This window comes from Rhodococcus sp. ACPA4, from assembly GCF_002300185.1.
In the GTDB taxonomy this organism is placed as follows: Bacteria; Actinomycetota; Actinomycetes; order Mycobacteriales; family Mycobacteriaceae; genus Rhodococcus_F; species Rhodococcus_F globerula.
The window spans coordinates 1,277,325-1,289,255 of the sequence record NZ_NSDY01000001.1; the positions used below are offsets into that span (position 1 = coordinate 1,277,325).

Below are 11,931 nucleotides of genomic sequence, written 5' to 3' on the forward strand. Positions count from 1 at the left end.
TTAGACAACCTCGTATTCGTTGAGACTTGCGTATTTCTTCAGGTGCGTGAACATCAACTCGACCCGCTCGAGGACGATGGGATCCGTCAATCTGCCTTGCTCGTCAAAGTGATTGGAGGCAAAGCTGAGGAGAATCTCCGGCCCGGGCAACACTGGGGACCGGGAGAAGACGAAGGTGTGACGCAGTTCGAATTGGCTGCGCGCTGTGCCGAGGCGGCCAGGCGTCGCGCCCATCAGCGCCACCGGCTTACGCTCGAGCACCGAGCGTCCGAGTGGAAGTGAGAGCCAGTCGAGTGCGTTCTTCAGAACACCAGGGATGCCGCCGTTGTATTCGGGTGTCGCGATGAGCAGGGCATCAGCGGCTTCGACCTCGGCGCGCAGCGCATGGACGCTGTTCGCCTCGTTACCGAAATCGTCTTCGTTGAGCATCGGGATCTCGCCCAGCAGCTTCGTGATCCGCACCTCGACGTCGTCCGGCGCCATTGCCGCCGTCGCCTCGAGAAGTTTGCGATTCCACGAGTCTGCGCGGAGACTGCCTGCAATCGCGCAGATTACAAATTTTCCGTCTTTCATCATGCAGCTCCCAGATAGGCCGCGACGACAGCGTCGTCGCGGATAACGTCGGCGGGCTTGCCGAGGGCGATTCGTTGACCGAAGTTGAGAACACAGACGCGGTTCGAGATGCCCATGACCATCTTCATGTCGTGCTCGACGAGCAAAATGGCAACGCCGAGATCTCGGTTCACCTGCACAATGGTTTCCGTCATCTCGGCGGACTCGTCGTGATTCATGCCGGCGACGGGCTCGTCGAGCATGATCAGCCGCGGTTCCATCGCAAGTGCCCGCGCCAACTCGATGCGCTTCTGCGTGCCGTGCGGTAGTGATCCGACAGGGGTGTCTGCCAGATGCTCGATGTTCATCAGCGCAGCGACCTCGCGAACCTTTTCCACCGCGGCCTTCTCCTCCCGCGCTGCGCGGCCCAGCCACAGCATGTTCTCCAAGGCTCCCGCGCGCATCGCGTTGTGCCGCGAAAGCAAGAGGTTGTCCAGCACCGTCATCGCGGGAAAGACCTCCACGTTCTGGAAGGTCCGGGCGATGCCCTTTTTCGCGATCTTGTGAGCCGGCAAGCCCAGGATTTCGGCTCCCGCGAAGCGCACGGAACCGGACTGTGGTGCGTAGACACCGGAGATGCAGTTGAACAGCGAGGACTTGCCCGCACCGTTCGGGCCGATGACGGAGAACAGCTCGCCCTCGGCGATCGAAAAGCTCACGCCGTCAAGGGCTTTTACCCCGGCGAAGCTCAGGGACAGATCGTTGATCTCCAACAGATCGGCACGCGGATCAGACATGCTGGATCACCCCTTCGGTATCGATTCCCGTGGCCTGTGCCGGCGGCTCAGCTGCGCCCACTGCCGAAGCACCCAGGTACAGCTCTGCGATTTCTGCGTCGCCGCGCAGGTTCTCCGCCTTGCCCTCCTTGACGACGCGGCCACCTTCGAGGACATATCCGTACTGCGCAATTGCCATCGCCATGGCCGCGTTCTGTTCCACCAACAGGATGGATGTCCCTTCCTTGTTGATGTCGACGATCACGTCTCGGACATCAGCAACGATTTTCGGTGCCAGGCCGAGGCTCGGCTCGTCGAGAAGAAGCACCTTCGGCTGGGACATCATCGCCCGACCGATCGCGAGCATCTGCTGCTCTCCGCCCGAGAGGTAACCGGCTTTGCGCTGCATCAGGTCACCCAGACGCGGGAAGTGGTGCAGCACCCGCTCACGCGCTTCGAGTTCCTGGGCCTTGCGATAGCGACGGACAAAAGCGCCGCTCGCGAGATTCTCGGCAACGGTGAGTCCAGGGAACACCTGCCGACCCTCGAGGGCCTGCGCGAGGCCGAGTTTCACGCGCTTCGACGAGCGCTCGTTGGTGACGTCGTTGCCCAGCAGTTCGACCCTGCCCGAGGCAACGGTGCCGCCGTGCACGCCGAGCAGACCCGACACCGCCCGCATCAACGTCGACTTGCCCGCACCGTTCGGCCCGAGGAGGCTGACGATCTGGCCTTGGGGAACCGTCAGGCTCACATCCTCGAGGGCCAGCGAGGCTGCGCCGTAGCGGACACTGAGGCTGTCGATGACCAGCGAGTTCATTTGCTACCTCCGGAGATTCGGGCTCGGATCCAGTCGATGGGCCGCTTGAAGAGCGCGAGCAATCCTTTGGGCTCGAAGATGAGGACCAGCACGATCACAAGGCCGTACAAGAACTGTGAGAGCAGAGGCGCGGTAACGCCGCCGTCGGCGCTCGCGTCCTTCGAGACAAACGGAAGGTACGGCGACAGCACATTCACCATCTCAGGCATCGCCTTGATGAAGAATGCGCCGAGGATCGCGCCTGCCACCGTGCCCATACCACCGATGACAACCATCGCGATGAAGTCGACGGAGACCATCATCGTCCACTGGCTCGGCGTGAAGTAGCCCATGTAGGACACGAGCAGCGCACCGGAGACACCGGCGAACGCCGAAGAGATGACAAAGGCCACGACCTTGGTTCTGGTCACAGGTATGCCGGCAACGCCCGCCGCGATGTCCCGGTCACGGACCGCCATGAAGGCGCGACCTAGGCGCGAACGCTTGAGGTTCCACGTCAGCACAGTGACGATGAGCAGCACTGCCAGGGCGAAATACCACCACGCCTGGAACGAGGTCAGGATCTCCTCGCCTCCCGACGACCGGTAGCCGTCCAGCAGGTCCTGCCCGTTGATCTCCACCGCAGGGGCCGTCCGACCATTGACTCCGCCGCTCAGGCTGGTCCAGGTTTCCCAGACATAGGTGCCGATGAAAATCAGGGCCAACGTCGCAACCGCCAGGTAGAGCCCGCGGATTCGGACTGCCGCCGGAGCGACCACCCCACCGGCGAGTCCGGCAACTACAGCGGCTGCGGGCAACCACACCCAGACTGGGAGTCCCTCGTCGACTCCGAGCCAGGCCGAGGTGTAAGCGCCGATCGCCATGAATACCGCGTGGCCCATCGAGATCTGACCGGCAAATCCGGTGATGACCTGCATGCCGAGTGCGCCGACCGCCGCGATCAGCGCAAAGATTCCCACGCCCATCCAGAGATCGGACTGCACCACCCACGGCACAACGAGCATCGCCACGACCCACACGGCAACCCACACCCGCGTGCTTCGCTTCTTGGTCCGCACGACTTCGGCGGGAACACCTGCGGTGTCGTCGTCGATGGGTGCGGGTTCGAGAGTTGTTGTCATCGGTCAGACCCTTTCAATGCTTTTACTGCCGAAGAGTCCGTAGGGCCGGACCACCAGCACGGCAAACATGACGATGTAGGGCAAGACCTCATGGAGTCGGCCGCCCCCGATGTCCGACAGGTAGTAAGACCCCATAACCTGAATCAGTCCGACGATCAGGCCGCCGACAATCGCACCTACCAGCGAGTCCATGCCGCCGATCACGATCGCGGGAATAGCAAGCAGCGCAACGATACCCAATGCCGGAGACACAACCCGAGGGAACGACGCCAAGAAGACACCGGCCACCACGGCAAGGAACGCCGCAAGTCCCCACGAGAGTGCGAACATCCGTCGCACATCGATTCCCTGCGCCAGTGCCGCTTCCTGGTGACTGGCGGTCGCACGAAGCGCCAGACCGTACGGTGTCTTCTGGAAAAAATAGGCCAGCCCCGCGAGAACCACCACGGAGGTGCCGATTGTCGCAATGCCACTCCACGGCAGCACTACCGAGCCGACAGTCACCGTGCCTGAACCGACAGGACCGGCCGAGCCATGTGTGCCGACGCCCCAGATCATCAAGATCGCCTGGTGAAGCATGATCGAGATACCCAGCGTCGCGAGAACGACGGTGGTAACAGATTTTCCGACCATGCGGCGCAAGAAGACCGCCTCGATCAGGACCGCGAGAACCACCATGATGACGACCGCGAAGAGGAACGCCAGCCCCCAGGGCATGAAGGCCATCAAGGCCAGCACCGTGTAGGCGCCTAGCGCCACGATCTCTCCGTGGGCAAAGTTGAATGTGTGTGAGCCCTTGTACATGATCACGAACCCGAGGGCGATCAGTCCGTAGACCATTCCTAGGGCTATCCCCTGGAAGCCGAGCTGCAAGAAGAGCGCCATAGCCCCTTCTACTCCTTTAGTCGAACAGTAATTGTCCTGATGCGCCGCCAAGGCGCCCGCCGCCGTCCTGTGACGGGCGCCGAAGTGCGTCGATCAGAAACCGTTTGCCTCGCCCCAGGCGCGAGCCTGATCGGTCTCGGCCCAGTCAGTGGTGGGGATCAGCAGACCATCGGCATTTACGGTGTTCATCCGGCTCTGGTAGCTGACGATCGAGTCGCCGGTACCGAGGTTGACTGTCGGCAGGATGCCACCGAAGTCGATGTCGAGATCCTGCATCGCGGCCAGAACACCTTCACGGGTGAGATCCTTGTTCGCGCAGGCCTTTTCCAGCACCGCCGCGGTGGCGGTACCGCTCAACCAACCGGCAACCTGGAAGTTGCTCGGCTTCTCGTTCGGCGCGTACTGCGCCAGAGCGGCATTCATGTCCTTGATGCCCTGAACGTCATCGTTCAGCGCTCCGTAGCTCGCCGAAACGTAGAAGTTGTCGGTCAAGCCGGCCAGCGGCTTTGCCAGCGCGGCGTTCCAGGCGCCCGAGTAACCGATCCACTGCGGCGAATAACCGAGCTGGGCGGACTGTCCCACCAGCCCCGCGGTCTGGGCCATGGTGTTGGCCAGGATCACGACCGTGGCGCCGGAGTTCTTCAACTCGGTGGCCTGAGCGGTGAAGTCGTTGTCAGCGGGGCTGTACGTCGGGCTGGCGACGACCTCGACGCCGGGGATCTGTTCCGCGGCAAACTTGACGGAGTCTGCGTATCCCGTGCCGTACTCGTCCGCCGGTGCGACGACGGCGACCTTGAGCGGGTTGGTAGCGCTTGCACCCGCCTTCTGCGCGGCCCAGACCAGGCCGTTGATCAGCTCGACCTCGAAGGGCGGGGTGTAGATCGCGACATCCTCGAGCTTGAGCGCTGCTGTGTTGAGCGATGCCGAGAAGGTCGGCAGGTCGTCTTTCGCGATGCTGTCCTTGACCGCCATCAGCGAGGACGTACCGATCAGCTGCGGGATCATCACAACCTTGTTCGCGATGGCGCGATACTGCTGGGTGGTGACCTGAGGGTCGTATTTGGTGTCCATCTTGTGCAGGACGAGTTGACGCCCGCAGATCCCGCCCGCGGCGTTGACCTGGTCCAGCTTGATTTCCAAGCCGATCGAACCCGAGGTTGCGGGCTGGGCAAGTGGCCCGGAGTAGTCGGTGAGGATCGCAAGATTGATCTCGCTGTCGCTGACGCCCTTTCCGGTCTTGACCCCATCCGCACTTGCGGAGTCTCCACTGGCCGACCCGCCGCAAGCAGTCAACGTGAGCATCGTGGCGATTGCGAGGGCTGGAGCAGCTTTCCTCAACATCTTCAGTACGTCCCTTCGGGTTGTGACCTGACCCACATTGAAACTGTGGTCCTGAGCATTGAACAGGCATACATGGCGCCAAGTCAAGGGCAATCTATCGATCGCTAAGCTTAGAACGTAAATCTTTTAAGCAGCAGAAATAGAGCTCAATTTCTCTGTGCAGAGACTACTTCTGCCGAACAAGCAGATGAGGCACTCAGAATCCACGCGGCTGGATCAACGCCGAAGCCGAGCCGGTTCCAGCTACCCAGTCCGTGACACAGGCCATTTGCCGACCAGGATCAAAACAGGGTGCGCCAAGATCCAGCCCTGGCGGAATTGTACACAATCTTTCCCTATTGTTCGATATACCGCGCAATATGGCGCCCTTCTGCATACAAAGACTGTCGCTGCCTCAATGCGAGTAACAGCCTTGATCGAGGCTGCCCCTGCATCGACGCCCCTCTGGCCAGTCGGTCGATACACAGTCAACTGCTGCCCGAATTCGAAACGCGCACCTCCCGGAGAGTGTTCCGCTCACGCTCGCCCGCGATCAGGTGAAGTCGGAAGCCTCCGATCACTCCCTCCGAAACCGGTTGTCATCGAGCATGATCGATGCCGCCACCCGCCAACGAGCGAGGCAGGCGACCTCCTTCCCATTCAGGGCCACGGATCGGAGTGCCGAATCGGGACTATCAACTTCCGGAGTTGAACTGATCTGCCGGATCTACGGCTATTGACTGTCCAGCCTCTTGTGACTTTGATTTCGAGATTAGAAATAGACTTCACTGCAACATATTTCGATATCGCGTACCCCTCGAGAATTCAGTCGACAATTCGACGAACACAACCCAAGCTCGAAGCCAGGGCGGCGCGACTGGTCTGTTGCCGAACCACGACGACTCTGAGCGTGACGGCCCGACGTCGATGTCGGGGCAATAGGGGCTTTCGTGAGCATTCAGCCCATCCAAAGAAGCCCCCACCAGTGTGAACACCGGCGAGGGATCTTGGCGATTCTATTCGAGTCGGGATACCTCGTGGCGCCACGCGGCACCCAGATTGAGACCGGCACCAAGATTCGGCAAGTCGGCCAGATCCTCGGCACCGATCGGTTTCAACGTGCCGCCCGCCGAGACGATGGACAACGACAGTGACGCGATCGTGTCGACGGAGATTGCGCGAAGAACCGCCTCCTGCACCGAGGTGCCGGTGGACGTGAGTCCGTGTCCGCGCATGAGGACCACTGGCCGCTCGCCCAGGGAATCAGCGACATCGTCGCCAAGCGCAGAGTTGTGAATCAAAGCGGCCCTGGGGAATACAGGCACTCCCCCATGTGCCAGCACGGTCCCCGGGATGTCATAGGCGCCGACAATGGGCAGGATTGTCAGCCCGGCGAGATCGGCCGCCACTACGTTGGCGGGATGCGCGTGCACCACCGACATGACATCGGGGCGACGCATGAGAACCCGGCTGTGAAGAGGCAGCTCGTACGGCACGGTGTAGCCGTCGAGTTCGCCGGGAGCGCCTGGCTCACCGGTCAATTCGACCAACCGAATATCTTGTGGCGTCGTGTGCGCCAGCCCGCGCTCTTGGGCGCCGCGGCACCGAACCAGCAGCCTGGTCTCGTCGATCCGGTAGCTGATGTGCCCGAGAATGCCGGGCGCTAATTGACGAGCCGCCAAAACTCGGCAGCCCTCCGCCACCAGATGCCGTAGTTCATCCAATTCCCCGGACATCATCGCTTCACCGTCGGAGTCGAAAGCTGCGCGTGCACCGCATCGGCGGGTCCGCCGGCAGCGATAGTCCGCCGCAGCTGGACCGACGCCTTGGGCCAGTTGACGGTAAAACCGCCGCTTGCCCGGCCCTCGGAGTCCTGCCAGATCGCTGCCAAACGTAGCGGGTCGGACTGTTCCACCACTAGCGGGTCTGCCGCAACGTCACGGGTTCCGAACAACTGAATCTTCCAGTCGTACTGATCGCTCCACACATAGGCCACCGGGTCGTGCGCGAGCAGATCATCCGCGTGAATAATGTTGTGGGCCACCGTGTTTGCTTGCTCGACAGCGTTGGTCCAGTGTTCAACCCGCGCCGACGTGCCGAGCCGCGGTTGGTACCACTTCGAAATGTCACCGACAGCGTGGATGTTCGCAAAGTCGGGAGTGCGGCCGTATTCGTCACACACGACACCGTCGTCGAGCGTCAGGCCTGACGACTCCAACCACCCGAGTTCCAGAACCGCACCAATTCCCACCACGACAGCGTCGACCGGAAATTCTGAGCCGTCGGAAAGCGTCGCGCGCAGACTGTCGTCTACGCAGTCGAGTGCGCTGACGGTGGTGCCGAATTTAGCCTCCACGCCATGCACCCGATGCAGGTCCGACAGGCGTTCTCCCAGTTCAGTGCCGACAATACGGGCCATCGGGACAGGGGCGGGATCGACAATCGTGACGTCGATGCCCTGCTTGCGCGCGAGTGACGCGATCTCCGCACCGATGAACCCGGCACCGACGACGAGGAGACGGCTCGCGCCGTGCAGACTCTCGCGCAGTGCGCGAGCGTCGGCAAGAGTGCGAAGTACATGGATACCAGGGCCGCTCCACGGCGAGGGCCGAGCCGCGGCACCGGTAGCGATCACCAGCTCGTCGTAGTCGAGAACTGTGCCGTCGGCGAGTGCCAGCTGGTTGGCCTGCGCCCGCACTTCGATTGCGACAGCGCCTAACCTGAGCTCGATGTCGAGCTCTCGTGCCTCCGCCGCGGTGAGCAGTGGCACGTGCGCGTCGCCGTCGAGCGGAACCTTCGACAGCGGCGGCTTGTCGTACGGCAAGTGCGGCTCGGCCTCGACGACTGTTACCGGCCCGGCGTAGCCCTCATTACGTAACGCCCGGGCCGTACGGATACCGCCGACCGAGCCGCCGACGACGAGAACCCCGCCGCTCACTCTTCCTCCAGCCAGAGGGCGTTGGCGGGGCAGCTCTTCGCTGCGGTCTCGACGCGCTGGCGGTCGGACTCGTCCACCCGGGTTTTGAGCAGCACCACGAGGCCGTCGTCGTCCATGTCGTAGACGTCGTCAGCCGCGACCACGCAGTTTGCATAGCCCTGGCACAGTTCGAGGTTCGCTTTGAGGATTGCCATTTCCAAGTTCTTCTTTCGGTAGGTCGCGTGGTGCGACTCTTAAACTTTGATGCCCATGCCGCCATCCGAGTGGACGACGCGGCCGGAAATGCCGCGTGATCGGTCGGAGGCGAGGAAGACGTAGCTCCACGCGTGGTCGATGCCGGAGAGTGCGACTCCCAACGGGTTACGGCCGGCGAGTTCCTTCGCGCGGTCCGGGCCGTCGAGTCGGTTCTCGGTCAGTCCCAGCGTCGTGAGCCCGCTCAGATCGGTCCCCAGGGTGCCGCCAGGGGCCACGCCGTTGACGCGGATGTCCGGTGCCAACTCGTACGCGAGGGTGGTGACCAATCCTCGTACGGCGAATTTGGAAGCGACATACAGGGTTCCGCCGCGGCCCGGGTAGTAGGCCGACGTCGACTCTGTGAGCACGATCGACCCACCCGACTCACGCAGCGCCGGCGTCGCGACCTTGACGCTGTGCAGGTGCGACTTGACGTTGATTGCGAACATCTCGTCGAACGCCTGATCCAGCATGTCGGCGTCGATGCTCTCGAGCTTGCGGTAGAAGTCGAAGACGCCGACGCAGTTCACCAGAACATCCAGGCCGCCAAAGCGATCCACGACGGCAGCGACCGCAGTCTGGTTCGCGGCAGCCTTGGTGGCGTCGCCCTGCACAACTTCGACCTCGGGGTGCTCGGCCGCAAGTGCCTCACACTTGGCAGTGTCGAGTTCGAGGACGCCGACCTTGGCGCCCTCGGAGAGGAAGGCGTCGACCACACCGCGCCCGATGCCGGAGCCCGCCCCGACGACAAGCGCACGCTTACCGTCGAGCCAGCCGGTCACGAGGCGTCCTCGGTGCCGAGGAGCGACTGGAACGGTTTCCCGACCATCGCAGACAGCGTGGTTTCGTTCTGCCACGTCAGCGCTTCGAGCTCGAGAGCGTCGAGAGTGATCCACTGGCCGGACTTCGGCGATTCGATGAGCAGCCGAACGCCGTTGCGGGTGTGAACCTTCGAGATTCGCATGTCGGCGAACTCATTCGCGACGACGATGGTCTCACCGTCGCGCTGGTCCTGCAGCACGCCGAGCCGGGAACTCGCCCGGGCTGCCGCTGCGGCGTCCTCGGCTTCACCCTCCCAGGCGAGCTTCACAGGAAGACCGCCAGGTTCTGCATGCGCAGCACGGACTCGTCGGCGGCGATGTGCCGACGGGCCAGGCGCCAGACGTCCCCCTCGAGACGCAGCAGGTCGACGCGACCAACCGAGAGCAGCGAGGGCTCCAGCACGTCACCGCGGCTGCGGAACAACAGGACTGCCGACTCGACGACGAGTTCGTTCTCGTTCTCCGTCGCGAAGGTGCGGACGTTGGACAGGTGGTGACGCAGTCGCGAGGGCGGATCCTCTGCCCACGCGTGGCCCGTGTCGAAACGCGCGACGCGACGGCTCAACGAGTACTTGTCCTCGTCGAAGTGCGCCATGTCCTTGGCCGTGTCATAGCCGGTTCCCAGCGCCGTGGTGACGCGGATCGGCATGAAGTAATGGATGTCCTCGGCGAGGGTATCGAGCCAGGCGTCGTAGTCCTGTCGATCGAGAATGTAGGTCTCCTCCACGAGCCAGCGATTCGCGGTCAGGTGCCGCGGATCGTCGAATGCCAGTGAGGAGCCAACGGCGGTGGTCTTCGACGCGGCCTGACCCAGCGGGGAGCTGGCGGAGTCGATGGGGATGTAGGTGCTCATGAGTTATACCTCCGCCTTCTCGCTGCTGCACTGCGCTGCCGTGTCACTGCTGCACTCACCATCGACATTGGGAGCACCGACGTGAATGTTCTCCGTCACCGGCGCAGGCTTCTCCAGATAGTCGGCCCACTCGTTGAGAAGGTGCCGCTGGTTGTATTCGCCGTAGCCGACGTGCGCCACGCCGGGACCGCAGAACTCGTCCTCCGTCAATGGCTGCACTACCGGGCTGTCGTCGTGCAGCATGCCCATGCGGCCGTTGAGCAGCAGGCGGCGGGCCATCGACCCACCGGCAGTGTTGGTCAGAGAAACCCAGTTCTCGACGTCATCCTGCTCGAACATGCCGCTGGAGCCGAAGCACATCAGGTAGGCCTTGTAGGAGAGCTTCTTGAACTCCTCCGGGGCTTCCTTGTCTACGACGAACCAGGACAGGACCTCGGTCTCGTCGGCGCTGATCGGCTGCCACTGCCGGATGGAGATGAAGGGCAGGACGTCGTCGCCTTCAGCGACCTTCGGCCAGTTGTGAACCAGGCTGATGTTCGGGAAGACCGAAGCGGCCGAGATCATGAAGCCGTCGCGTCCGATGACGTCGACCTGCTCCTGGGACCACTGCTCCTTCATGCGCTCGACCATTTCGTCGGGGTAGCCCACGTAGTTCATCTTCTCTTCGAAGGTTCCCGGGGGCAGCTTGTACGTGGTGCCGCCGCCTTTGCCCGCCCAGTATGTGTTGCCGTCCTTACGCTTTTCCGCCTTCGGCTCGCGGAACAGGCCGATCTCGACGACGCTCGTGTGCGTCTGCGGCGTGTGGTACATGTCGCCGGCGAAGTTCTCGGCGCCGATCTTCCAGTTGGCCTTGACTCGCCAGCGCTGGGGTCCGCGAACCTCGACGCCACTCGCGCTCTGCTTGGTGTAGTAGTCGAGGTAGAACTTGAAGTCGCCGAGGAAGTCCTCCAGCGACTCGGCGTCCGGGTCCATCGACACGAAGATCAGCCCGTTGTAGATGCCCAGGCTGGGCGCCGGCAGCAGTCGCTGTCCCTTACGCGCGAAGCCCTCCTCGCCGCCGTATGCCTCCTTGTGGAACGGCATACCGACGATGCGGCCGTCGTTCTTGTACGACCAGCCGTGGTACGGGCAGCGGAAGTGCGAGGCATTGCCCTGCTCGGCGCGGCATACCTGCATACCGCGGTGCAGGCACATGTTGAACATCGCGTGGATCTCGCCGGACTGGTCACGGCTGACGATGAACGAATTCTCCATGACGCGGCGCACAACGTAGTCGCCAACCTGCGGCAATTCCGACTCGTGCGCAACAAACATCCATGCGCGGCTGAACAGCCGCTCCTTCTCAGCCTCGAAAACCTCTGCGTCGTTGTAGATGTGCGCAGGGAGCATGCCTCGTCGGACGTTCGCTATAACGCCATCCGCGTCGCGCATGAGAAGCCTCATTTCGATAGTTTTTCTGATGTACAGAAAGTTATTCTGCTTTCAGGAAGGGGCGATGTCAACCGTCGATTCACCGCACGGTTCGTTCAGCTTCGCGGACTCGAATCTCCGCAGAGAAGAATTATGGTCTGTTCACCAGAGGTATTGTGGTGCTCAAGCAGCACAAATGCACCG

Annotated in this window: 13 protein-coding genes; all 13 read right to left on the bottom strand. The window is 62.5% G+C overall.

From position 1 onward, the window contains the following. The gene (locus CJ178_RS05825; protein ID WP_179300726.1) at positions 1-573 is read right to left on the bottom strand and encodes an NADPH-dependent FMN reductase; all 573 of its coding nucleotides are present in this window, start codon (positions 571-573) and stop codon (positions 1-3) included. Then, positions 573-1,349 carry an ABC transporter ATP-binding protein gene (locus CJ178_RS05830; RefSeq protein WP_095886330.1) on the bottom strand — a complete coding sequence of 259 codons (777 nt, stop codon included), beginning with the start codon at positions 1,347-1,349 and terminating at the stop codon, positions 573-575. Before CJ178_RS05830 ends, CJ178_RS05825 begins: the two co-directional genes overlap by 1 nt. After that, positions 1,342-2,145 (bottom strand): ABC transporter ATP-binding protein, encoded by an 804-nt coding sequence (locus CJ178_RS05835; RefSeq protein WP_095886331.1) that lies wholly within the window; start codon positions 2,143-2,145, stop codon positions 1,342-1,344. The genes CJ178_RS05830 and CJ178_RS05835 overlap by 8 nt, the downstream gene beginning before the upstream one ends. After that, positions 2,142-3,266, bottom strand: coding sequence for a branched-chain amino acid ABC transporter permease (locus tag CJ178_RS05840; RefSeq protein ID WP_095886332.1), 1,125 nt, complete (start codon positions 3,264-3,266; stop codon positions 2,142-2,144). Before CJ178_RS05840 ends, CJ178_RS05835 begins: the two co-directional genes overlap by 4 nt. 3 nt (positions 3,267-3,269) lie before the next feature. Then, positions 3,270-4,151 (bottom strand): branched-chain amino acid ABC transporter permease, encoded by an 882-nt coding sequence (locus CJ178_RS05845; protein WP_033231997.1) that lies wholly within the window; start codon positions 4,149-4,151, stop codon positions 3,270-3,272. Between the two features lie 93 nt (positions 4,152-4,244). Continuing rightward, positions 4,245-5,492 carry an ABC transporter substrate-binding protein gene (locus CJ178_RS05850; protein WP_095886333.1) on the bottom strand — a complete coding sequence of 416 codons (1,248 nt, stop codon included), beginning with the start codon at positions 5,490-5,492 and terminating at the stop codon, positions 4,245-4,247. A 995-nt stretch (positions 5,493-6,487) separates the two neighbouring features. Further along, positions 6,488-7,207: a class II aldolase/adducin family protein gene (locus CJ178_RS05855; RefSeq protein WP_218833718.1), complete on the bottom strand. Its 720-nt coding sequence runs from the start codon at positions 7,205-7,207 to the stop codon at positions 6,488-6,490. Then, positions 7,207-8,409 (bottom strand): NAD(P)/FAD-dependent oxidoreductase, encoded by a 1,203-nt coding sequence (locus CJ178_RS05860; protein ID WP_095886335.1) that lies wholly within the window; start codon positions 8,407-8,409, stop codon positions 7,207-7,209. Before CJ178_RS05860 ends, CJ178_RS05855 begins: the two co-directional genes overlap by 1 nt. After that, positions 8,406-8,603 carry a ferredoxin gene (locus tag CJ178_RS05865; RefSeq protein WP_033231992.1) on the bottom strand — a complete coding sequence of 66 codons (198 nt, stop codon included), beginning with the start codon at positions 8,601-8,603 and terminating at the stop codon, positions 8,406-8,408. Before CJ178_RS05865 ends, CJ178_RS05860 begins: the two co-directional genes overlap by 4 nt. A 39-nt stretch (positions 8,604-8,642) precedes the next feature. After that, complete coding sequence (gene hcaB, locus CJ178_RS05870) at positions 8,643-9,425, bottom strand: 3-(cis-5,6-dihydroxycyclohexa-1,3-dien-1-yl)propanoate dehydrogenase (protein ID WP_095886336.1); 783 nt, start codon at positions 9,423-9,425, stop codon at positions 8,643-8,645. Beyond that, positions 9,422-9,733: a hypothetical protein gene (locus CJ178_RS05875; protein ID WP_033231990.1), complete on the bottom strand. Its 312-nt coding sequence runs from the start codon at positions 9,731-9,733 to the stop codon at positions 9,422-9,424. Before CJ178_RS05875 ends, hcaB begins: the two co-directional genes overlap by 4 nt. After that, positions 9,730-10,317 (bottom strand): 3-phenylpropionate/cinnamic acid dioxygenase subunit beta, encoded by a 588-nt coding sequence (locus CJ178_RS05880; protein WP_095886337.1) that lies wholly within the window; start codon positions 10,315-10,317, stop codon positions 9,730-9,732. Before CJ178_RS05880 ends, CJ178_RS05875 begins: the two co-directional genes overlap by 4 nt. 3 nt (positions 10,318-10,320) lie before the next feature. Beyond that, positions 10,321-11,748 carry an aromatic ring-hydroxylating oxygenase subunit alpha gene (locus tag CJ178_RS05885; protein ID WP_045067803.1) on the bottom strand — a complete coding sequence of 476 codons (1,428 nt, stop codon included), beginning with the start codon at positions 11,746-11,748 and terminating at the stop codon, positions 10,321-10,323. Positions 11,749-11,931 lie beyond the last annotated feature (183 nt).

Excerpts from the sequence above, each read along its gene's own strand:
- CJ178_RS05825 (WP_179300726.1), bottom strand. The coding sequence starts at position 573 with ATGAAAGACGGAAAATTTGTAATCTGCGCGATTGCAGGCAGTCTCCGC.
- CJ178_RS05830 (WP_095886330.1), bottom strand. The coding sequence starts at position 1,349 with ATGTCTGATCCGCGTGCCGATCTGTTGGAGATCAACGATCTGTCCCTG.
- CJ178_RS05835 (WP_095886331.1), bottom strand. The coding sequence starts at position 2,145 with ATGAACTCGCTGGTCATCGACAGCCTCAGTGTCCGCTACGGCGCAGCC.
- CJ178_RS05840 (WP_095886332.1), bottom strand. The coding sequence starts at position 3,266 with ATGACAACAACTCTCGAACCCGCACCCATCGACGACGACACCGCAGGT.
- CJ178_RS05845 (WP_033231997.1), bottom strand. The coding sequence starts at position 4,151 with ATGGCGCTCTTCTTGCAGCTCGGCTTCCAGGGGATAGCCCTAGGAATG.
- CJ178_RS05850 (WP_095886333.1), bottom strand. The coding sequence starts at position 5,492 with ATGTTGAGGAAAGCTGCTCCAGCCCTCGCAATCGCCACGATGCTCACG.
- CJ178_RS05855 (WP_218833718.1), bottom strand. The coding sequence starts at position 7,207 with ATGTCCGGGGAATTGGATGAACTACGGCATCTGGTGGCGGAGGGCTGC.
- CJ178_RS05865 (WP_033231992.1), bottom strand. The coding sequence starts at position 8,603 with ATGGCAATCCTCAAAGCGAACCTCGAACTGTGCCAGGGCTATGCAAAC.
- CJ178_RS05880 (WP_095886337.1), bottom strand. The coding sequence starts at position 10,317 with ATGAGCACCTACATCCCCATCGACTCCGCCAGCTCCCCGCTGGGTCAG.
- CJ178_RS05885 (WP_045067803.1), bottom strand. The coding sequence starts at position 11,748 with ATGCGCGACGCGGATGGCGTTATAGCGAACGTCCGACGAGGCATGCTC.